The organism is Burkholderia sp. AW49-1 (assembly GCF_053427845.1).
The window spans coordinates 35,452-56,132 of record NZ_JBSAXF010000006.1 but is presented as its reverse complement, the minus strand read 5'-3'; the positions used below and the strand labels follow the sequence as shown (position 1 = coordinate 56,132).

Annotated in this window: 18 protein-coding genes and 1 pseudogene; 14 read left to right on the top strand and 5 right to left on the bottom strand. The window is 68.7% G+C overall.

The features are described 5' to 3' along the window. The first annotated feature begins 13 nt into the window (after window positions 1-13). From ACV22W_RS11965 to ACV22W_RS11955, 3 genes are all read left to right on the top strand, one after another. Entirely contained in the window at window positions 14-1,408 is a 1,395-nt protein-coding gene (locus ACV22W_RS11965) for a DUF1800 domain-containing protein (RefSeq protein ID WP_448019375.1), read from the top strand. 2 nt (window positions 1,409-1,410) lie between these two features. Further along, a complete protein-coding gene (locus tag ACV22W_RS11960; protein WP_448019374.1) occupies window positions 1,411-2,574 on the top strand; it encodes a DUF1501 domain-containing protein in 1,164 nt (387 codons plus the stop codon). A 65-nt stretch (window positions 2,575-2,639) separates the two neighbouring features. Beyond that, window positions 2,640-2,858: a YXWGXW repeat-containing protein gene (locus ACV22W_RS11955; protein ID WP_059537645.1), complete on the top strand. Its 219-nt coding sequence runs from the start codon at window positions 2,640-2,642 to the stop codon at window positions 2,856-2,858. Window positions 2,859-2,877: 19 nt separating this feature from the next. On the opposite strand, the gene ACV22W_RS11950 is transcribed toward ACV22W_RS11955, so the two are convergent. Together ACV22W_RS11950 and ACV22W_RS11945 are read right to left on the bottom strand one after the other, a co-directional pair. Continuing rightward, on the bottom strand, window positions 2,878-4,071 hold the full coding sequence (locus ACV22W_RS11950) for a tyrosine-type recombinase/integrase (protein WP_448019373.1): 1,194 nt from the start codon (window positions 4,069-4,071) through the stop codon (window positions 2,878-2,880). 163 nt (window positions 4,072-4,234) lie between these two features. After that, on the bottom strand, window positions 4,235-5,410 hold the full coding sequence (locus tag ACV22W_RS11945) for a helix-turn-helix transcriptional regulator (protein WP_448019371.1): 1,176 nt from the start codon (window positions 5,408-5,410) through the stop codon (window positions 4,235-4,237). 241 nt (window positions 5,411-5,651) lie between these two features. Between ACV22W_RS11945 and ACV22W_RS11940 the strand changes: the two genes are divergently transcribed. Then, a complete protein-coding gene (locus tag ACV22W_RS11940; protein ID WP_448019369.1) occupies window positions 5,652-6,032 on the top strand; it encodes a DUF4377 domain-containing protein in 381 nt (126 codons plus the stop codon). Window positions 6,033-6,057: 25 nt separating this feature from the next. On the opposite strand, the gene ACV22W_RS11935 is transcribed toward ACV22W_RS11940, so the two are convergent. After that, the gene (locus ACV22W_RS11935) at window positions 6,058-7,446 is read right to left on the bottom strand and encodes a DHA2 family efflux MFS transporter permease subunit (RefSeq protein ID WP_448019368.1); all 1,389 of its coding nucleotides are present in this window, start codon (window positions 7,444-7,446) and stop codon (window positions 6,058-6,060) included. A 282-nt stretch (window positions 7,447-7,728) separates the two neighbouring features. Next, a complete protein-coding gene (locus tag ACV22W_RS11930) occupies window positions 7,729-8,079 on the bottom strand; it encodes a VOC family protein (protein ID WP_448019366.1) in 351 nt (116 codons plus the stop codon). A gap of 259 nt (window positions 8,080-8,338) precedes the next feature. Between ACV22W_RS11930 and ACV22W_RS11925 the strand changes: the two genes are divergently transcribed. The 8 genes from ACV22W_RS11925 (at window position 8,339) to ACV22W_RS11890 (ending at window position 16,739) form a co-directional block, all read left to right on the top strand. After that, a complete protein-coding gene (locus ACV22W_RS11925; RefSeq protein ID WP_059537661.1) occupies window positions 8,339-9,478 on the top strand; it encodes an LLM class flavin-dependent oxidoreductase in 1,140 nt (379 codons plus the stop codon). Window positions 9,479-9,649: 171 nt separating this feature from the next. Beyond that, window positions 9,650-10,843, top strand: coding sequence for an acyl-CoA dehydrogenase family protein (locus ACV22W_RS11920; protein WP_448019365.1), 1,194 nt, complete (start codon window positions 9,650-9,652; stop codon window positions 10,841-10,843). A gap of 10 nt (window positions 10,844-10,853) precedes the next feature. Continuing rightward, window positions 10,854-12,611, top strand: coding sequence for an FAD-dependent oxidoreductase (locus ACV22W_RS11915; protein ID WP_448019363.1), 1,758 nt, complete (start codon window positions 10,854-10,856; stop codon window positions 12,609-12,611). After that, window positions 12,611-13,129: a flavin reductase family protein gene (locus tag ACV22W_RS11910; RefSeq protein WP_059451250.1), complete on the top strand. Its 519-nt coding sequence runs from the start codon at window positions 12,611-12,613 to the stop codon at window positions 13,127-13,129. The genes ACV22W_RS11915 and ACV22W_RS11910 overlap by 1 nt, the downstream gene beginning before the upstream one ends. 88 nt (window positions 13,130-13,217) lie before the next feature. Further along, window positions 13,218-13,358 carry a hypothetical protein gene (locus tag ACV22W_RS11905; protein WP_448019362.1) on the top strand — a complete coding sequence of 47 codons (141 nt, stop codon included), beginning with the start codon at window positions 13,218-13,220 and terminating at the stop codon, window positions 13,356-13,358. A gap of 10 nt (window positions 13,359-13,368) precedes the next feature. Then, window positions 13,369-14,418 carry a 2Fe-2S iron-sulfur cluster-binding protein gene (locus ACV22W_RS11900; protein ID WP_448019360.1) on the top strand — a complete coding sequence of 350 codons (1,050 nt, stop codon included), beginning with the start codon at window positions 13,369-13,371 and terminating at the stop codon, window positions 14,416-14,418. A gap of 46 nt (window positions 14,419-14,464) precedes the next feature. Further along, window positions 14,465-16,051, top strand: a complete 1,587-nt coding sequence (locus ACV22W_RS11895; protein ID WP_448019358.1) for a FadD3 family acyl-CoA ligase — start codon at window positions 14,465-14,467, stop codon at window positions 16,049-16,051. Between the two features lie 37 nt (window positions 16,052-16,088). Further along, window positions 16,089-16,739, top strand: a complete 651-nt coding sequence (locus tag ACV22W_RS11890; protein WP_448019357.1) for an SDR family NAD(P)-dependent oxidoreductase — start codon at window positions 16,089-16,091, stop codon at window positions 16,737-16,739. On the opposite strand, the gene ACV22W_RS11885 is transcribed toward ACV22W_RS11890, so the two are convergent. Then, entirely contained in the window at window positions 16,663-17,697 is a 1,035-nt protein-coding gene (locus ACV22W_RS11885; RefSeq protein WP_448019355.1) for an acyltransferase family protein, read from the bottom strand. The genes ACV22W_RS11890 and ACV22W_RS11885 overlap by 77 nt on opposite strands. Window positions 17,698-18,583: 886 nt before the next feature. Here ACV22W_RS11885 and ACV22W_RS11880 point away from each other — a divergent pair. Both ACV22W_RS11880 and ACV22W_RS11875 read left to right on the top strand, forming a co-directional pair. Continuing rightward, window positions 18,584-19,270: pseudogene (locus ACV22W_RS11880) on the top strand (hypothetical protein). A gap of 168 nt (window positions 19,271-19,438) precedes the next feature. Then, entirely contained in the window at window positions 19,439-20,617 is a 1,179-nt protein-coding gene (locus tag ACV22W_RS11875) for a glycosyltransferase family 87 protein (RefSeq protein ID WP_448019354.1), read from the top strand. Window positions 20,618-20,681: the final 64 nt, after the last annotated feature.

The window sequence follows — 20,681 nt, the reverse complement described above, 5'->3', positions numbered from 1 at the left end:
GAGAGCCCCCGTCATGGACCATCCGAACGACATCTCACCGGCCGCCATCGCGCTGAACCGTTTCGGTCTCGGCGCGCGCCCCGACGAAGCGCCGCCTGTCGATCCGAAGGCCGCGCTGGTCGCCCAGTTCGAGCGTTACGACCTGGGGCCGGCCGCATGGGCCGGCGAACCCGACGCGGTCACGCTCGCCACGCGCTTCGCGACGACCCGCAACGCGATGACGAGCGACGACGCGGCGGCCAGGCGTGCGACCGAGCAGTCGATCCGCCGCGACGGCTACGACGCATATCGCAGCGCGGTCGCCGCACGACTGAACGGCGCGCTCGTCACGCCCGCGCCGTTCGTCGAGCGTCTGGTGCATTTCTGGGCGAACCATTTCGCGGTGTCGGTCGACAAGGGGCAGGTGGCCGCGTATGCGGGCGCATTCGAGCGCGATGCGATCCGCCCGCACGTGCTCGGCCGCTTCGAGGACATGCTCGTCGCCGTCGAGCAGCATCCCGCGATGCAACTGTTCCTCGACCAGGCGCGCTCGGTCGGCCCCGACAGCCCGGCCGCGCTGCGCGCCGAAGCTCGCAATCCGGCGGCGCGACGCGGCCTCAACGAGAACCTCGCCCGCGAAATCATGGAACTGCATACGCTCGGCGTACGGACCGGCTACACCCAGGCGGACGTGACGGAATTCGCGCGTGCGCTGACCGGCTGGAGCATCGCGGGCGGACGCGGGCCGCAGCCCGGCGATGCGGCGCCGGGCGCTTTCGTGTTCCGCCCGAAGCTGCACGAACCGGGCGCACGCACGGTGATGGGACGCACGTACGACCAGCATGGCGAAGCGCAGGCGCGCGCGATCCTGGCCGACCTGGCACGTTCGCCGGCGACGGGCCGGCATATCGCGTTCCAGCTCGCCCGCCATTTCGTCGCCGACAATCCGCCGCCCGCGCTCACCGACCGGCTCGCCCGCGCATTCGAGACGAGCGGCGGCGACTTGCCGACCGTCTATCGCGCGCTGATCGATGCGCCCGATGCGTGGTCGCCGGTCAATCGCAAGTTCAAGACGCCGTGGGAGTGGGCCGTGTCGTCGCTGCGCGGGCTCGGTTGGCGCGACACGGGCGACCTGAAGGCCGCGCCGCTGCTCGCGCAGCTCGGCCAGCCGGTATGGCGGCCCGGGTCGCCGGCAGGTTACGACGACGTTGCCGCGAGCTGGGCCGCGCCCGACGCGCTGGTGCGCCGCGTCGAGATCGCGCAGCGGCTGGCTGCACGCACGGGCGACCGGCTCGACCCGCGCACGCTCGGCAATACGCTGCTGGCCGGCTCGCTGAGCGCGCCGACGGCGACCGCGCTGTCGCGTGCCGAAAGCGCGACCACGTCGCTCGCGCTGCTGCTCGTGTCGCCCGATTTCCAACGGAGATGAACATGGCCCGATCCTTGACCCGTCGACATTTCCTGAGCGTCGCCGCGGCCGGTGCGGGCGCGATCCTGGTCGCGCCGCGCATCGTGTTCGCGAACGTCGAAACCGACCGGCGCTTCGTATTCGTGATCCAGCGCGGCGCCGCCGACGGACTGAACATCGTCGTCCCGTATGCGGAACCGGCGTATGCGTCGCTGCGCGGCCCGCTGGCGATCGACGCCGCAGCGGCGACACGCATCGACGGCACGTTCGCGCTCCATCCGTCGCTCGTGCAGACGGCGCAGATGTTTCGCGACAAGCAGGCGCTGTTCGTCCACGCGATCGCGTCGCCGTATCGCGACCGCTCGCATTTCGACGGACAGAACGTGCTGGAGACGGGCGGGCGCGCGCCGTACCAGGTGAGGGACGGCTGGCTGAACCGGCTCGCCGCGATGTTGCCGGCGACGCGCGACCGCGCGATCGCGTTCGCCCCGACGGTGCCGCTCGCGTTGCGCGGCAGCGTGCAGGCCGCGTCGTATGCGGCGTCCGGTTTGCCGGCCGCGCCGGACGATCTGCTCGCGCGCGTATCGGCGCTTTACGAGGCCGACGCGCAGCTCGGGCCGCTGTGGCAGTCGGCGATGGCCGCGCGGGGCCTCGCCGGCGATGCGCATGCGCGCCAGGATCCGGCGGGCGTCGGCAAGCTTGCGGCGACGTTTCTCGCGCGCGACGACGGCCCGCGGATCGCGATGATCGAGACGGGCGGCTGGGACACGCACAGCGCGCAGAACGCGCGGCTCGCGAATCAGCTGAAGGCACTCGACACGATGCTCGCCGCATTGCGCGACGGACTCGGGCCCGTGTGGCAGCAGACCACGGTGCTCGTCGCGACCGAGTTCGGCCGCACCGCCGCCGCGAACGGTACGGGCGGCACCGATCACGGGCAGGCGTCGGTCGCGATGCTGGCGGGCGGGGCGGTCGCGGGCGGGCGCGTGATCGCCGACTGGCCCGGCTTGCGGCCGGGTGACCTGTACGAAGGGCGCGACCTGAAGCCGACCGCGTCGCTCGATGCGCTGATCGCGGGCGCGGCCGCCGAAAGCCTGCGGCTCGATCCCGGCCATACCGCGGCCACGCTGTTCACGCAAAGCGGCGCGACGCGGCCGATGACGGGCCTCGTTCGCGGAACCGCGTGACGCGCAGCAGGCGAGCGCCCGCATCCGCCAACCGATGACATATGACACAACAGGGAGAATCGATGATGAAGATCCGATCCGTATCGCTTGCCGTGGTGGCGACGATGAGTGCCGTGCTGATGTCCGCATGCGTGGTGGAACCGGCGCGGCCGCCGCAGCCCGCGCCGGTCGTCGAGGTGGCGCCGCCGCCGCCCGCGCCCGGTTATCGCTGGGCGAAGGGCCATTACCGCTGGGCCGGCAACCACTGGGCGTGGGTGCCCGGACATTGGGTGGCCGTGTATTGAAGCGCGCGCACGGCGCCGCTCACCACCCGATCCGATGCTTCTCTTCGGTTTCGCTGTGCCGCCAGTCGTCGTCCGCATGCAGATACTGGCTCGTCGTCGTCAGCGACACGTGCCCGAGGTTGTCGCGCACGAGCCGCAGGTCGACGCGGCCATCGGCCATGTGCGAGCCCGCACTGTGGCGCAGCCAGTGCGCGGATGCCTGTTCGAGCACGCGCGCCTGTTCCTCGCCTCCATTCCCTTGCGCACGCAACCGATCGGCCGCGAACCGGAACACCTGCTTCACGATCCGGTGCAGCGCCGCGCGCGTGAGCGGCTTGCGCGTGCGATTGGCCGGCAGCACGAGCGGCGTGGGTTCGCCGTCGGCCGGCTGCGCGGGCAGGCCATGCGCGCGCCGGTAGCGCGCGAGCTCGGCCATCATCTCGGCGGTGGCCGGCACGAGCCGCTGCCGGCCGCCTTTGCCGGTCACGTCGAGCCACCAGCGGTCGCGCCCGTTCGCATCGCGCCGTGCAAAGAAGTGTCCCATCGTGGTGTCGGCTGCTTCGGTGATGCGCAGCCCGCCGAGATACAGCAGCGTGAACACCCAGCGCGCGCGATCCGCATGGAGGGCGGCGCGCGCGTCGTCGCGCGGCATCGCGGCGATCGCATCCTTGACCGCCTGCCACAGCGGCGGCCCGAGATGGCGCGTGACGCGCGGCGCGGGCCGTCGTTGCCGCTGCCGGGACAGCGCGAGCGGATTGCCGGCGAGATAGCCGGCCTGCACGAGCCACGAGAACATCACGTTCAGGATCACCATCGCCTGCCGCTGGCTGGCCGCCGACAGCGGGCCGTAGAACGGCCGCCAGCGCGGGTCGCCGCGCGGATGCTTGCGGCCGCCGTTCGCGCACCAGAGTTCGGCCGGCGCGGGTGCGAGCAGGAACTGCCGGTAGCCGACGAGATCCTCGTGCGTGAGCGACGACAGCGGCTTGCCGCATGCGATCACGGCCCACAGCAGCAGCCGTTCGGCTTCCTTGCGGTAATTCTGGAACGTGGTGGGCGTATCGACGAAGCGTGCGAGCCACGCGCGTACGGCGTCGAGATCATGCGCCGCGGCGATCTGCGGATGCGCGCTGGTCGATCGGTTGGTGCCCGCGCGTCCGTCGAGCGCGGCCGGCACGGTCAGCGTATCGATCGGTTGCGGCCGCAGCGCGACGCCGGACGGAACGGGTGAGGTCATGCGAAGAGGGGCGCGGCTCGCCGATGACCGGGCGGGCGCACGCGGCGCGACGAAGCGTACGAGGAAGCGCCGATGGTAATACACGATCGTCATGCGGTGAAGCCGCCGTCGATCGCGATTGTCTGGCCGGTGACGAAGCGCGTGGCGGACGCGCACGGCCACCTCACCCCAGCGACAACACGCTGTTCAGCAACATCCGCACGAGCGTCGCCTGCCGCGTGACGCCCGTCTTCGAAAAGATCGCGCTCAGATGCGAGCGCGCGGTGTTCTTGCTGATGTCGAGCTCGTCGGCTGCCTCCTCGAGCGTCGATCCGTTGACGAGCGCGAGCGCCAGGGCGGTCTCGGCCGGCGTGAGGTCGAACAGCTTGCGCACGATGTCGTGCGACGCCTGCGACTTGCGTTCGCCATCGCGGATGAAGATCGCACACGCGGGCCGGCGCGGATTGTCCTCCGACCATTCGCTGAGCGGGATCGTGCGGATCAGCACGCCGAGCGGCGGCTTGCCGGACGGACGCGGCACGGCGATCGCCTGCGCGACCGTCGGCGCGCCGCCCGCGCGCTCCGCGAGCACCTGCCGGATCAGCTTCTGCAGCTTGCGGTTCTCCAGCGGATACGCGGCCTCGAGCGCGCCGCCGCGCACGCGCAGGCCGTCGCATTCCGCGAAGATCTCGTCCGCGACGGAGTTGGTCTTCATGATCGTGCCGCGCTCGTCGAGGATCGCGGTCGCGACGAGCATGCGGTCGATCGTGCTCGCGTACAGCATGCGTTCCGATTCGACCATCCCGAACTTCGCATGCAGGCGCACCGCGCGCTTCAGGTGCGGCAGCAGCGCGTTGCAGACGGTCTTGTCGGTCACCGAGAACGCGCGGCCATGATGCGAGCGGCACACGCGGAACCGGCATTCGATCCCGGCGGGCGTGCGCAGGTCCGCGCCCATCAGGTAGCCGACGTCGAACGGCTCGAGAAACTCGCGATACATCGCGCTGCCGCGCCACACGCCGACGCCGAGCAGCTCGTCGACGGTGACGACTCGATCGCTCGGCAGGTTCACGAACGGATCGAGCGCGTAATAGTAGTTGTTGTACGAGGCGACGCCCGGCAGCGGCGCGCCCTGCCCGGACGCATTGATCATCAGCCCCGTGTGGCCGCTGGCCGGCCAGCGCAGGATCATCGTCACGTAGTTCGCGTCCAGGTGCGCGCGGATCCGTTCGAGGGCGCCGCCCCATGGCACGTCCTCCAGCGGGCCTTCGTAGATGGTCGCGAGCAGCGTATCGAACTGCTCGAGCGTCAGGCTCGATCGGGCAACGCTCGGGGGAAGGGCCGGGGGCGCCGTGGTCATCGGGGGTGTCTCCTGTTGCCGCCGCCGGGTCGCGGTGCGCCGGGCGTGCGGGTGCGTGCACGGGCGTATCCGGACCGCCGGCGGCGGCGCGCAGCGGCCTGCACCGGAATACGGTAGCGCGCCGGCGCACGCGCGACATCGCACGAATGAGGGTGGCGGCACGCCGTTGTAAGCAATTCGTGAACTTTCCCGAAACGCCGTTCGTCTAATCGGCCCGCCAACGCTTCCCGAGGAACACCCGATGATTCGCAAGACCAGAACGCTGCTCGGCGCGGCCATGATCGCAGGCAGCATGCTGCTCGCCGGATGCCAGACCGACGCGGCCGCGACGGACGCGCGCGCGGTCCGCCCGGCCGACGGCCGGCCCGTGACCCGGACCGTGTATGTCGCGCCGCAGGCGGCGCGCTGCACGGGCGTCGCGCCGATGGACTGCCTGCAGGTGCGCAGCAGCCCGGCGGAGCCGTGGAGCGTGTGGTACGCCGGTATCGAGGGCTTTGCGTACCAGCCCGGCTATCAATATGTGCTGGAAGTCGACGAATACCGCGTCGCGCAGCCGCCGGCCGACGGTTCGTCGATCCGCTGGGTGCTCAAGCGGGTCGTCGAGCGCCGCCAGGGGAACTGACGAACGCGCCCGCCCGCGGTGCCGTTTACGCGGACGGGCGCGGCGCGACCGGCCTCGGCGGCGCGGCGGCATCGATCCGTCGGAACACGACGGACGACAGCAGCGTGACCGAGCCCATGCAGACGAACGACAGCATGAAGCCGTTCGCCATCGAGCCCCAATGCGCGGCGAACAGGTTCACGAGGCCGCCGCCGATCGACACGCCGAGCCCCATCGCCAGCATCTGCATCATCGTGAACAGGCTGTTGCCGCTGCCGGCGTCGGCGTGCGACAGGCCCTTCAGCGTCACGGCGTTCATCGCGGCGAACTGCATCGAGTTCGCGGCGCCGAACACGATCAGCAACGCAATCTCCAGCGCCGGCGCGGGCCGTGCCGAGACCAGCGCGAACCCCGCGATCGCGCAGCCGACGATCCCCGTGTTCACGACCAGGAACGTCGCATAGCCGAAGCGTTTCGCGAGCGGCGCGATCCAGCGCTTCGCGATCACGCCGGCAATCGCGGCCGGCAGCATCATCATCCCCGACCGCAGCGGCGTATAGCCGAGCTGCACCTGCATCAGCAGCGGCAGCATGAACGGCACGGCGCTCGTGCCGATCCGGCACAGCAGGTTGCCGAGCAGCCCCGCACCGAAGTTCGGCTCGCGGAACAATCCGAGCCGGAACAGCGGCTGCGCACGGCGCCGCGCATGGGGCAGGTACGCGAGCGCGCTCGCCACGCCCAGCACGGCGAGCCCGATGGCCCAGCCGCTGCGGTGCGCGGGTATCGGCGGATCGATCGCGAGCGACAGCGCGATCATCGCGACCGACAGCAGCGCGCAGCCGACGAAGTCGAACGGCGGCGGCTGCATCGCCTGATCGTGCGGCAGGAAGCGCTGCACCGCGAGGAAGCCGACCATGCCGACCGGCACGTTGACGATGAACACCCAGTGCCAGGAAATCGCCTGCGTGAGCCAGCCGCCGAGCGTCGGCCCGACGATCGGGCCAAGCTGCGCGGCGATCGACACGAACGCGATCGCCGCGACGTACCGTTCGCCCGGCACGCGGCGCAACACCGCGAGCCGCCCGATCGGCAGCAGCATCGAGCCGCCGATGCCCTGCACGGCGCGCCCGACGACGAGCTGGCCGAGCGTGTGCGACGCCGCGCAGCCGATCGACGCGAGCGAGAACACCAGGATGGCGAGCGAGAACACATGGCGCGTGCCGAACCGGTCGGCGAGCCAGCCGGACGCCGGCGTGAGCATCGCCATCGTCAGCGTGTAGACGACCACGACCGGCTGCATCGCGAGCGGCGACGCGTGCAGGCTTTGCGCGATCGACGGTAGCGCGGTGTTGACGATCGTCGTGTCGAGCGACTGCATGAAGAACGCGGCGGCGACGATCCACAGCAGCGCGGAGTGTGAGGGTTCGCGGGACATGACGAAACGGGAAGTGCGGCGACCGGCGCGGAGGCGACGTGACGGGCGACGCGGACCGGCAGGCTCGCGCCGGCGCACGGCCGGTCTTCAAGCGTTCGATGGTACCGATTCCGGTGGCCATCGGGAAGCTGCTCGAGGGCATCGACCGTCATCGAACCTGCCGATGACGGCGCCGGACGCTCGATCCCGGGCGGTTCATTACCCGACACCGACCGTTCCCGCGGCGTCCGGCCGGGTTCCCGCCGGCCGGATCGCGTGGCATGCGCGCCACGCGTGGCCGCGTCATGCGGCGCGTTTCTGGGAAATGACCAGCAGCGCGCCGTTCCGGTCCTCCAGCACCGCGCGGTATTCGTGCGGCCCCGCCTGCACCGGCACGCGCACCGACGCGCCGGCCTTCACGACCCGCGCCATCGCCGCGTAAAGGTCGTCGCCCTCGTCCACGCGCAGCGTGAGCGCCGCGCGTTCGACGATCTGCTCGTCGCCGGCCACCAGCGCGATCGTCAGCGGGCCGCCGTCGAGCGCGCAATAGCGGTCGCCGTCGCGGAACTTCACGTTCAGGCCGAGCCCGTCGACGAACAGCGGCAAGGCCTTGTCGATGTCGTCGACCGGGTACAGCAGCATCGATACCTTCATTCCCTCTCTCCCTCGTCGTAGTGTGTACGGTCCGCACCGGGCCGTCGTTCGATGCTAGCGCGCGGTGCCGGCCGCAACGCAGTCTGTTCGGATGACGGTGAAACCCCTCTGTCCCCGCATGCATGCCGTTACTCCAAACAGACGATGCCCGTGCGGGCCCGCGCGCCGACACTCCCATCCGTGGACCGTCGCTATTCGTCCGTATCGTGCGGGCGGCTGCACGACCCCGACTCGTCCAACATACATGGAGACGCACGCAATGAAGTTTTCCCTCATCTACGAAGCCCAGACCACCGACGCATCGCGCGAGGGCGACCACCGGGTGTTCAAGGAGACGGTCGAGCAGGCGCTGCTGGCCGAGCAGGTCGGCTTCGACACGATCTGGTGCGTGGAGCACACGTCGCTGACCAACTATGCGCACATGAGCGCGCCGGAAACCTTCCTTGCGTACCTGGCCGGCCGCACGACACGCATCGGCCTCGGTCACGGCGTCGTGTGCCTGCCGCCGGCGATGAACCATCCGATCAAGGTCGCCGAGCGCGTCGCGCTGCTCGACATCCTGTCGGGCGGCCGCGTGCATTTCGGCGTAGGCAAGGGCGGCAGCCAGCAGGAAGCGGGCGCGTTCGGCTACGACCTCAACGAACTGCAGCCGATGATCGACGAGTCGATGTACCTGGTGCCGAAGATGTTCGTGCAGGACGAGATCGAGCACGACGGCACGTACATCAAGATTCCGAAGCGTCCGATCCACCCGAAGCCGTTCCAGGATCCGCATCCGCCGATGTACCTCGCCTGTACGAACACCGACGCGCTGCTGCGTGCCGGCCAGCGCGGGATGGGCGCGCTGGTGCTCGGCTTCGGCGGCCCCGACGAAGTCGCGAAGAAGAACGCCATCTATCGCGAGGCATGGGCGAACCGCAAGCCGGAAGACCAGGTCGGCTTCCGCCCGACCCAGCACCTCGCGGCGCTGTGCCCGACGGTCGTGATGGCCGACGGCCAGAAGGCCCGCAAGATCGGCATCCGCGGCCAGCGCTACTTCATGGAATCGCTCGCGTACTGGTACACGGGCGGCGAGCGTCCGGACCCGGCGAAGTGGGGCGACGACCTCGTGCAGGCCGACACCGGCGAAATGGTGATTCGTTCGCGATTCGCGTCGGAGGAAGTCGTCGTGAACTTCGCCGATCCGGCCCTCGCGATGATGAACCCGAACCACGCGTACGGCACGGTGGACGACTGCATCGGCTACGTGGGCCGCCTGCAGGAAGCGGGCGTCGACGAAGTGCTGTTCCTCTGCCAGATGGGCACGGTGCCGCACGACGCGCAGATGGAGACGATCCGCAACATCGGCGAGCACGTGATCCCGTTCTTCAACAAGGAGAAGGAGCGCGCCTGCGCGTAAGGCGGGTGGGACCGCGCCGCGCCCGTCGTCCCTTCGGACGATGCGGCGCGGCCGCGCGAGCCCGAGCAACGTCGGCAGGAGCCCTCGCTCGCGGCGCCGGCCGCGACGAACCACTTAGAGAGAGACCGGGACGAGCGCCGCCGCGCGCGCCCCGTATCACAGGAGACATTCGTGCACCGCGACAACGATTCGAACGCACTGGCCGCCACCCTGATCGCCCGGGCCGAGGCGCTGGCGCCGACGCTTGCCGGCCGCGCCGCGCAGGCGGAAGCGCAGGGCCGCATCCCGGCCGAGACGATCGCCGACATGCAGGCCGCCGGCTTCTTCAAGGTGCTGCAGCCGAAGCGCTACGGCGGCTACGAGCTCGATCCGCAGACCTTCTTCGACATCCAGATGGCGCTCGCGCGCGGCTGCATGTCGACGGCATGGGTGTACGGCGTCGTCGGCGTGCACAACTGGCAGCTCGCGCTGTTCGACGAACGCGCGCAGCAGGACGTATGGGGCAAGGATCCCGCGACGCTGATCGCGTCGACCTACATGCCGGTCGGCCGCGTGACGCCGGTCGAAGGCGGCTTCCGCCTGTCCGGCCACTGGAAGTTCTCGAGCGGCAGCGAACTGTGCGAATGGGTGTTCCTCGGTGCGCTGGTGCCGGCAGCCGCTGCCGGCCAGCCGCCGGAATACCGCACGTTCCTGCTGCCGAAATCCGACTACCGGATCCAGCAGGACTGGGACGTGCTCGGCCTGCGCGCGACCGGCAGCCACGACATCGTCGTCGACGACGTGTTCGTGCCCGCGTATCGCACGCACAAGGCGCTCGACGGGATGATGGGCACGAGCCCGGGCCTGGCCGTCAACGACGCGCCGCTGTTCAAGCTGCCGTTCGCGCAGATCTTCGTGCGCGCGGTGTGCACGTCGTGCATCGGCGCGCTGCAGGGCGCGCTCGACGATTTCACCGGCTATGCGGCCACACGCGTGTCGGCCAACAGCGGCGCGAAGACGACCGACGATCCGGGCGCGCAGAACGCGTGCGCGAACGCGGCCGTCGCGATCGACGAGATGAAGGTGCTCCTCAAGCGCAATTTCACAGAACTGATGGCATCGGTGACGGGCGGCCCGGCCGTGTCGATCGAGCGCCGCGTGCATTTTCGCTACCAGTCCGCGCAGGTCGCCGAGCGCTGCGCGCAGGCCGCGAACGCGCTGCTGCGCTATGCGGGCGGCAACGGCATCTATCACCGCAATCCGCTGGTGCGCCGCTTCCTCGACCTGCACGCGGCCCGCGCGCACTACGCGAACAACGTGGACCGCTTCGGCCAGAACCTCGGTGCCGTGATGCTCGGCCGCGAGAACACGGACTACTTCATCTGACGAGGCCGCGATGAACGACACGCAAGCGCAGCAATACGTGTTCGACGTCGTGGTCGTCGGCTCGGGCGCGGGTGCGCTGCTCGCTGCATGCCGCGCGGCCGACCGCGGGCTGTCCGTCGTCGTGATCGAGAAGACGGCGCTGTACGGCGGCACGTCGGCAATCTCCGGCGGCGGCATCTGGATACCGTGCAACCATCACCTCGCGGAACTCGGCGCGACCGATACGCGCGAGGCCGCGCGCCGCTATCTCGACGCATGCACGGCCGGCGCATCGTCGCGCGAGCGGCTCGACGCGTATCTCGACCAGGCGCCCGCGATGTTGCGTTACCTCGAAACCAAGACGCCGGTGCGCTACCAGGCGCTGCCGAAGTACGCGGACTATTTCCAGAAGCTGCCCGGCGCAATGCCGGGTTATCGCGCGCTCGATCCGCTGCCGTTCGACGGTGCGCTGCTCGGCGACGAGCTCGACCGGCTGCGTCCGCCATCGCCCGGTACGCTGATCGGCGGCCGGGTGGCCGTGACGTCGAAGGAGGCGCACACGCTGTTCTCGCGCGGGGCGGGCTTCATGAAGCTCGCTATCACGCAATTCGGCCGCTACTGGCTCGATGTCGGCGTGCGTCGCCGCACGCGGCGCGATCGGCGCCTGACGCTCGGCAATGCGTTGATCGGCGGGCTGCGCCGCGCGCTGCTCGAGCGCAACGTGCCCGTCTGGCTCGACACGCCGATGCGCGACCTGCTCGACGTCGACGGTCGCGTGACGGGCGTGCGCGCGCAGCGCTTCGGGCAGCCGGTGACGATCGTCGCGCGGCGCGGCGTGATCCTCGGCGCGGGCGGTTTCGAGCGCAACCAGCCGATGCGCGAACGCTACCTGCCGCAACCGACGCAGATGCAATGGAGCGCGACACCGCCGGCCAACACCGGCGATGCGATCGCCGAAGGCCATCGGGTCGGCGGCGCGCTCGCGCTGATGGAACACGTATGGGGCGCGCCGACGGTCGGCGTCGCGGGCGAGGAGAAGCAGCGCGCGCTGTTCGTCGAACGCAACCTGCCGGGCTGCGTGATCGTCAATGGCCTCGGCCAGCGCTTCGTCAACGAAGCCGCGCCGTATTCCGAATTCGTGCCGGCGATGTATCGCGACCATGCGCGCACCGGCGCGTGCGTGCCGGCGTGGATGGTGTTCGACGCCCGCTTTCGCCGCAAGTATCCGTGTGGTCCGATCATGCCGGCGCCGATGATGCCCGATTCCCGCATTCCGGACGCGTTTCGAGACGTGCTCGTGAAGGCCGACACGATCGATGCGCTCGCCGCGCGGATCGGCGTCGATGCGGCCGGGCTGCACGACACGTTGCGCGACATGGCGCGTTACGCGGCAACCGGCATCGACGAAGCGTTCGGCAAGGGCGACAACCTGTTCGACACGTATTACGGCGATCCGAGGAACCAGCCGAATCCGTGTCTCGGCCCGGTCGACGAGGCGCCGTTCTATGCGGTGCGGATCGATGCGGGCGACATCGGCACGAAAGGCGGCCTCGTCACCGACGCGCACGCGCGCGTGCTGCGCGCCGACGGTGCGCCGGTCGATGGCCTGTACGCGATCGGCAACACCAGTGCATCGGTGATGGGCGCGAGCTACCCCGGCGCGGGCTCGACGCTCGGTCCGGCGATGACCTTCGGGTTCATCGCCGCCGACCACCTGGCCGCGCAGGCGGCCGACGCCGGCGGCCGGTCAGACCGGCCGTCCACGACTGAACTTGACGGAGTCCAATGATGAGCGATCTCACTACCCATCCGCTGCGCACTGACATGCTGCTGGCGATGCGCCGCCTCGCGCGCTCCGTCACGGTCATCAGCAGCGCGCACGACGGCCGGCGCTACTCGATGTCCGCGACGGCGGTCGATTCGCTGTCGACCGATCCGCCGTCGCTGCTGATCTGCATCAACCGCAATGCGTCGCTGTATCCGCCGCTCGACGCGGGCGCGCCGTTCTGCGTGAACGTGCTGTCGGCACGCCATGAAGGCATCGCGATCGACTGCAGCGGCCGCCTGAAGGGCGAGGCGCGCTTCACGACGGGCGAGTGGCGCACGTCGCCGCTCGGCGTCCCGTATCTGCACGATTCGCAGGCGAGCCTCGTGTGCGAGCAGGACGGCCGTTTCGAATACGGCACGCACACGGTGTTCATCGGACGAATCCGCGAAGTGTTGATGAGCGGCGACGTCGATCCGCTCGTCTACCTCGACGGCGCATATACGACGCCTGGTGCGCCCGCGAACCGCGCGGCCGCGTGACGGCCGCATGCTTTACCGCATCGGAAAGAGACGACTCATGACACGCAGACTGAACCGCAATATCGCAAACGATGCGGACACAACGATCATGCGAGCGCTTGTGCCGTTGATCGGCGCTGCGGCAACGCAAGTGCTGAACGCGTTCGCATGCATTGCGCCGGCGCTCGCGTCGAACCCGGCACGGATCCGCGCGGGCGAAACCGGCCGGCATGCGGCCGGTGCGGCATGAGGAGCCGGCGATGAGCGATTCCCGTTTTCACCGGCTGACCGTTGCCGACGTCATCGCCGAAAGCGACGACGCATGCTCGTTCGTGTTCGACGTGCCCGCCGCATTGCGCGATGCGTTCGCATACCGGCCCGGCCAGTTCCTGACGCTGAATGTGCCGTGTGCCGACGCGACCGTCGCACGCTGTTACTCGCTGTCGAGCGCGCCGGGCATCGACGTGGCACCGAAGATCACCGTCAAGCGCGTGCGCGACGGTCGCGCGTCGAACTGGCTGTGCGACCGCATTCGCGCGGGCGATGCGCTCGATGTGCTGCCGCCTGCCGGCGTCTTCACGCCGCGCGCGCTCGACGGCGACCTGCTGCTGTTCGCGGGCGGCAGCGGCATCACGCCGGTGCTGTCGATCCTGAAATCGGCGCTCGTGCACGGCCGCGGGATGCTGACGCTGATCTATGCGAACCGCGACGAGCGTTCGGTGATTTTCCGTGACGAACTGCAGCAGCTCGCACACCGCCATCCGGGCCGCCTGCGTGTGATCCACTGGCTCGACAGCGTGCAGGGCGTGCCGCAGCAGCGGCATCTCGAGGAACTCGCGCGGCCGTTCAGCCAACAGGAGACGTTCATCTGCGGGCCGGCGATGTTCATGGAGAACGCGCTCGCCGCGATGCTCGGCCTCGGGCTGCCGCGCGCGCGCGCGCATGTCGAGCGCTTCGCGTCGCTGCCCGATGCGCCGGCGCAGGGCGATCCGGCGGCATCGTCCGCAACGACCGCCGCGGCCGTCTCCGGCGACGGCGCGGCGATCGAGACGGTGCTCGACGGCGAGGCGTTCGCGTTCGACAGCGCGCCCGGCGAGACGCTGCTCGACGCGATGCTGCGCGCCGGCCTGCCCGCGCCGAATTCCTGCCGGATGGGGCAGTGCGGCGCGTGCATGTGCCGCGTCGAATGCGGAGAGGTGGCGCTCGACGATAACCACGTGCTCGACGACGACGAGATCGCGGCCGGCTGGACGCTCGCCTGCCGCGCGCGGCCCGCGAGCGACGCGCTGCGCGTGGTGTTCCCCGATTGAGCCGCGACGCGCCGGCGGCGCGCGCGGCAACCCTGTTGCGATGCCTATGACGATGGACAACGAAATCCTCACCACACCCGCGCTGATCGCGCGGGCCGCCGCGCGCCACGGCGCGCATCCGGCGATCGAGTCGGAGCACGGCCGGTTGACCTATGCGGAACTCGACGCGGCGCGTCTCGAGGCGGCGCGCGCACTGCTCGCGAGCGGCATCGACGCGGGCGACCGGATCGCCGTATGGGCACCGAACCTGCCGCAATGGATCGTCGCGGCGCTGGCGATCCACACCGTCGGCGCGATTCTCGTGCCGGTCAACACGCGGATGAAGGGCATGGAGGTGGGCGGCATCCTGCACGACGGCGGCGCGCGGCTGCTGTTCTGCTGCGGCACCTTCCTCGGCGAATCCTATCCGGTGATGCTCGCGCCGCACCGGCCCGCGACGCTCGAACGCGTCGTCGTGTTCGATGGCGAACCGCCGTCCGGCGCGCGCGACGAAACCTGGAACGCGTTCCTCGCGCGCGGCGCGGCGGTGCCGCTCGCCGCGGTGCGCGAGCGGGAGGCGCAGGTGACACCGGATACCGTGATGGACCTGATGTTCACGTCCGGGACGACGGGCCGCCCGAAGGGCGTGATGACCGCGCACGGCCAGAACCTGCGGGCCGCACAGGCATGGGCCACGATCGCCGGCGTGTGCCAGGACGACCGCTACCTGATCGTCAATCCGTTTTTCCATACGTTCGGTTACAAGGCGGGCTGGCTCGCCGCACTGTCGAGCGGCGCGACCGTGCTGCCGCATCTCGTGTTCCAGCCCGCCGACGTCTTGCGGCGCATCGCCGACGAACGGGTGTCGGTGCTGCCCGGCCCGCCGACGCTGTATTACGCGCTGCTCGATGCGCCCGATCGCGCGACGCGCGACCTGTCGTCGCTGCGGATCGCGGTGACGGGCGCGGCCGCGATCGCGCCGAGCCTGATCGAGCGGATGCGCGCCGAGCTCGGCTTCGAGACCGTGCTGACCGGCTACGGGCTGACCGAATCGTGCGGGTTCGCGACGCTGTGCCGTCATGGCGACGACGCGGAGACGGTCGCCTTTACATCGGGCCGGCCGATGCCGGGCGTCGAATTGCGCATCGCGGGGCAGGACGGCGCGGCGCTTGGGCCGGACGAGACCGGCGAGATCTGGGTGCGCGGCTACAACGTGATGCGCGGCTATTTCAACCAGCCGGACGCGACGCGCGAAACCGTCGACGCGAACGGCTGGCTGCATACCGGCGATCTCGGCTGCGTCGACGCGAACGGCAACCTGAAGATCACCGACCGGATCAAGGACATGTTCATCGTCGGCGGCTTCAACTGCTATCCGGCGGAGATCGAGCGGCTGCTGGCCGCGCACCCGGCGATCGCGCAGGTGGCGCTGGTCGGCGTGCCCGATACGCGGCTCGGCGAAGTCGGGCATGCATACGTCGTGCTGCGTCCCGGCGCGCACACCGACGCCACCGCGCTGAACGACTGGGCGCGCAGCAACATGGCGAACTACAAGGTGCCACGGCACTTCACGTTCGTCGAGCAACTTCCGACGAGCGCGGCCGGCAAGGTGCTGAAGTACCGGCTGCGCGCGGGCACCGAAGCGGCGGCCTGACCGCCGGCGCGCGATACGTCACGAACGGGATGAACGCATGAACGACAAGGGATTTCCGCAGGGCGCGGTGCTCGTGTTCGCGGCAGCGGCGGGATCAGGCAGGGCGTCGCGCTGGAATTTGCGCGCGCCGGGCGGCGGATCGTTCGTGACGCTCGGCTCGGCAGGGCATCTGCGGTGGCCGGATCGCGATGGATTGTCGGTCGCGCCGAACGCGGCGAACGAGGCGCTCGTGAAGGGGCTCGCGCGCGAGGAGGGCCGTCGCGAGATCCGCGCGAATTCGATCCTGGTCGGCGCGATCGAGGCCGGGATGTTTCCGTTGCAGTTCGAACAAGGGCAGTTCGATCAGGCGTGGATCGACGAGACGCAGAACATGCTCGCGCTCAAGCGCTGGGGGAAGACGCACGATATCGGGTGCGCGGCTGTGCCCCTTGCGTCGGACCGCGCGAATTACATCACGGGGCAGCAGTTGAATGTGTCGGGTGGGTACGCTCGTTACTCCTGTCGTGCGAGTGTCGCTAGCATCCACGACGACGGTCTATCTGGTTGCCAGCTCTGGCGTTGCCACGAGCAACGCGACTTGCAACGGCCGGGATCGGCGGCCGCCGGGTCCGCTAAACGATCTGAGTATTCTTTCTCCGAAAGCCGACGAATCCGTTCTTTAGAGCGAGCGCCGGTTTTTCCACGATGAACCACGAAGCCGTAGCGATCGGCGTTACGATGAGAATGGTGATGATCGATAGGGTGATTGGTCTGATCCCGATTCCGAAATGCCACACCATCATCTGCTGCACGAGAAACGCGTAGATGTACACGCCGTATGAAATGTCGAAGCGGTTCAGGAACGCGAGCTTTGGCAGTCGTTCAGCCGCGAAGATCACGATGAACGGTAGCAGAAGATAGTATTCAAACTCCCGGATCTTCCAGTCAGGCCCGGGCGGGAACAGATAGAACGGCAGTAGCGCGATCACCACCGCGACCGCCCAAACAGCCCAACTCCTCGGCATTCTGATAGTTGCGAGAAACGCTCCACCCCAGAAGAACACGCCGAGTCGTGCAAGCTGGAAAGTGTTGACGTCCAACACCGTCCCTCGATCCCATAGGATTCCTCCCATCAGCGCGAAGAAGCACCCCACCAAGATCAACAGGAGTCCCTTCCAGTTCAATGCGCCGGCCCACGAAACGCCGAGCAACATCAGGTAGCACGTCACCTCAAGCGGCAGCGTCCAGAGCGAACCATTAACCGCCGGAATCGGATTGGTTGGGAAGAAGTGCGGAAGCGTCGGGACGACCCAGTAGAGCGACAGGTTCGTCAGATAGTCGAGCCACTCCGGGAACCATGTCCGAGTCATGATCGGGCCGGCGATGAAGATCGTCAGCAGCAAGAGGACGAGCAGCCCTGGGAAGATCCGCAACGCACGGTTACGAAGGTAGATGATTGGGTTCGAGTTGCGCTGAAGAGACTTGCAGACCAAGTATCCGCTGATCGCGAAGAACGTGCTCACGCCGAACTCGCTGAACTGCGGCAAGCCATGCGACTCGAGCCAGTCGTGGGGCAGGCCGAGCACGACGTTGCTATGACTGACGATGACCGCGTAAGCTGCGAGCAAGCGCATGGCGGTGAATGCGTTCTGGCTATTTGGTGCCATGTTAGATTCCTGTCTCTCCGCGCGAGATGGTAGCAGAACGGCGCGCTGATGGCGTTCATGACGCTCCTCCAACTCATTGATTTCATTGCGTGCAATGTCGATGAATTTCCATGCTTATGCACACTGCTAAAACGAGTTTCTCATCAAAAGGCAACGCTATAGATTGATTCTGAAGGACATGCCAGGCGGCTACGGGTTGTAATGGATGGGCCTGGCCCGCTCGGGCGAGCTGATTTGGCCGCCAAACGCGCCACTTGCTCTCGGCGCCGAATCCGCCGAATTTTCACACCGGCGGCGAACAAGATCGTTGGCCCGCATTGCATGCATCGAGGCGCATGATCGGCCGTCTCTCCAGCGACTGGTTGCGCACGCACCGTCCTCGGTATTCACCCTGACCCGTAGCGCACGATCGCGCATCTGAGACCACGCGTGGCTCGCTTGAGGTCACGTCGATGAAACATTTTCTTCTCTGCGTGGCGTCATACGCACTTGCCGGCTGTCGCGACTTCGCATGTGCCGAGGGCCGCGCACGCTTGGCCGGCGCTGACGCCCCGAAAACCGATGCGTTCCTGAAACATTTCCGTCGATTCCCTCCCGCGTACCCCCCGACACCCGGCCGCGACGCTTGTCCCGCGCCGGTCCGCGCCGCATGGCACACGCCTTGCGGTTAGGCCGGAGCCGCTCGACACAACCGCGACTGATGGCAATGACAAATCGCGGGAGCGGCGTGCAACGACATCGAAATATCGGGGATCGGATCGAGCCGCGGGGTGGCGACCGGTCGTGTCGGACGCGCAATGCGTCGTATCGGCGACACGAACGGACACCGCACGTGCGATCCGTCAAACAGCAAGCTTGCTTGCAAGATGTCGTGCCGGGGGACCCGCTGCGCGTGGCGGCACGCGCTGCACGCGGCGGGTCGGCGCGCCCGGCACATGTCGGGGAGACGCCCGTGAAAATGACAGTGAACCAATGGGCAGCGCTGGCGATGGTGTTCGCGGCTGGCGCGCACGCGCAGGAAATCTACCTGCAGGGCGGCACGCAAGGCGTCGGCATCGGCGCGGCCGTGAGCTTCAACTCGGTGCTGGGCGCACACGCGGATTTCAATGCGATCAACCTGACGCATGACTTCACCGTGGCCGGCAATCGCTATCAGGACGACATCAAGCTGCGGCAAGGCGGCCTGTACGCGGACATCTTTCCATGGCGCGGCAGCGGCTTTCGCGCGACGATCGGATTGCGCTTCAACGACGACGAAATCCGCGGCGTATCGGTGCCGACCAACGGCACCTACGTGTTCGCCGGCAAGCGATACCCGGCGCTGCCCGGGATGTACGCGGTCGCGGAGGCGCGCTATCCGACCGTGATGCCGTATGTCGGGATCGGCTACGGGCACCGGCCGGCGTCGAAAGGGCTCGGTTTCGTCGCCGACATTGGCGTCGCATACGGAATCCCGCGCTGCTCGTACACGCTGTCGCCGGCACTCGCCGCCGCGGCCGGACCGCAGAAGAGCCAGGTCCTGGCCTCCAGCGGCCTCGATGAACTGAACCGGATGATGTCGCGGTATCGGTGATATCCGGTCCTGCAGATCGGGGTCTCGTCTCGGTTCTGAGCCCGACGCTTCGTCGCGGCACGGCGGTCCGCCGCGCACGTGCGGGCTCGATCGTCCGGCGGGCAGGGCGTCACCTATACTTCACCGGAACGAAAAGCGGCGGGGTGACCGATGGAGACGGTACGCGGATTGGACGATCGTGCAAGCGATGCTCGGCGGCTCGGAACCTATGCTGCCGCGGCTCTCGCGCTGCAGATCGTCTTCCTCGTCGTCTGGGCGATCCGCTATTACCTGTTGCACGACCGGTCCGCGCCGATGATCGGTTCGGACTTCGCGATATTCTGGGCGACGGCGCGGGTCGCACTCGAGCACGGCCCGACGGCGATCTTCTCGCCGCAATGGATTCAGCCGATCGAGGCCGCGCTCCGGCCGTTCGACGACTTCGCGCCGTGGCCGTATCCGCCGACCTTTCTGCTCGTCGTCGTCCCGTTCGGCTTGATGCCGTTCACGAGCGCGGTCGTTCTGTTCGGCGTGCTGGCGATCGCCTGCTATGCGGCGGTCGTCGCACGACTGACCCGGGCGCTCGACGGTCAGCGGCGACTGGCGGTCGCCGCGTTTCCGGGCCTGATCGGCGCCGCCCTCACGATGCAGAATGCGTTCCTGACCGTCGCGGCGGCCGGCACTGCGTTGCTGCTGCTCCGGTCGCGTCCGGTCGTCGCAGGGGCGTGCATTGCGATGCTGATGATGAAGCCGCAATACGGCGTGCTGTTCCCGCTGGCGCTGATCTGCGGGCGGCACTGGAAAGCGCTCGTCTCTGCGGGCATGTTCAGTGCGGCGATCGTCGCGGCTTCGGTGGCCGTATTTGGATGGCGGGCTTGGAGTGCGTTCTTCGCGTTCCTGCCGACCTTCAATCTCGGCGTGGTCGAGTACGGCGAGACGATCTGGCGCGGCATGCCGTCGGTGGTCGGGTTCGCGCGGGCCGCGGGCCTGCCGGTCCGGATCGCGTACGGTCTGCAAATGTGCGTCGCGGTGGCAGCCGCCGCGGCGGTCGCATACGTGTGGATTCGCGCGACGCGCTTCGAATTGCGTGCGGCCGCACTGACGGCGGCGACGCTGGTCGTTCAGCCCTACTACATGTACTACGACCTGCTGTGGGTGGTGCTGCCGGTCATCTTCCTGCTGCTCGACTGCCGGAACGCGCGGCCGGGCCGAATCGAGGCGGCCGTCATGGTGCTCGCCTGGATCGCGCCGGCCCAGGCGTTCGTGGCGGTCATTACCGGTACGATGTGGCCGGTCGCGTCCGCCATTCTGGCCGCGGTGCTGGCAATGGCCGTACGGCGCAGCGCGCTGTCGGCCGCGGCGTCGTGACGATCGTCGCGTGTGCTGGAGACCGGGCCGGGCCAATCGACGGGGTCGCTCGGCCGGATGCCGC

Coding starts and splice junctions, on each gene's coding strand:
- ACV22W_RS11935 (WP_448019368.1), bottom strand. CDS start 7,446: ATGTCCCGCGAACCCTCACACTCCGCGCTGCTGTGGATCGTCGCCGCC.
- ACV22W_RS11910 (WP_059451250.1), top strand. CDS start 12,611: ATGAGCGATCTCACTACCCATCCGCTGCGCACTGACATGCTGCTGGCG.
- ACV22W_RS11895 (WP_448019358.1), top strand. CDS start 14,465: ATGACGATGGACAACGAAATCCTCACCACACCCGCGCTGATCGCGCGG.
- ACV22W_RS11930 (WP_448019366.1), bottom strand. CDS start 8,079: ATGAAGGTATCGATGCTGCTGTACCCGGTCGACGACATCGACAAGGCC.
- ACV22W_RS11950 (WP_448019373.1), bottom strand. CDS start 4,071: ATGACCTCACCCGTTCCGTCCGGCGTCGCGCTGCGGCCGCAACCGATC.
- ACV22W_RS11960 (WP_448019374.1), top strand. CDS start 1,411: ATGGCCCGATCCTTGACCCGTCGACATTTCCTGAGCGTCGCCGCGGCC.
- ACV22W_RS11945 (WP_448019371.1), bottom strand. CDS start 5,410: ATGACCACGGCGCCCCCGGCCCTTCCCCCGAGCGTTGCCCGATCGAGC.
- ACV22W_RS11885 (WP_448019355.1), bottom strand. CDS start 17,697: ATGGCACCAAATAGCCAGAACGCATTCACCGCCATGCGCTTGCTCGCA.
- ACV22W_RS11965 (WP_448019375.1), top strand. CDS start 14: ATGGACCATCCGAACGACATCTCACCGGCCGCCATCGCGCTGAACCGT.
- ACV22W_RS11925 (WP_059537661.1), top strand. CDS start 8,339: ATGAAGTTTTCCCTCATCTACGAAGCCCAGACCACCGACGCATCGCGC.
- ACV22W_RS11955 (WP_059537645.1), top strand. CDS start 2,640: ATGAAGATCCGATCCGTATCGCTTGCCGTGGTGGCGACGATGAGTGCC.
- ACV22W_RS11940 (WP_448019369.1), top strand. CDS start 5,652: ATGATTCGCAAGACCAGAACGCTGCTCGGCGCGGCCATGATCGCAGGC.
- ACV22W_RS11900 (WP_448019360.1), top strand. CDS start 13,369: ATGAGCGATTCCCGTTTTCACCGGCTGACCGTTGCCGACGTCATCGCC.
- ACV22W_RS11915 (WP_448019363.1), top strand. CDS start 10,854: ATGAACGACACGCAAGCGCAGCAATACGTGTTCGACGTCGTGGTCGTC.
- ACV22W_RS11890 (WP_448019357.1), top strand. CDS start 16,089: ATGAACGACAAGGGATTTCCGCAGGGCGCGGTGCTCGTGTTCGCGGCA.
- ACV22W_RS11905 (WP_448019362.1), top strand. CDS start 13,218: ATGCGAGCGCTTGTGCCGTTGATCGGCGCTGCGGCAACGCAAGTGCTG.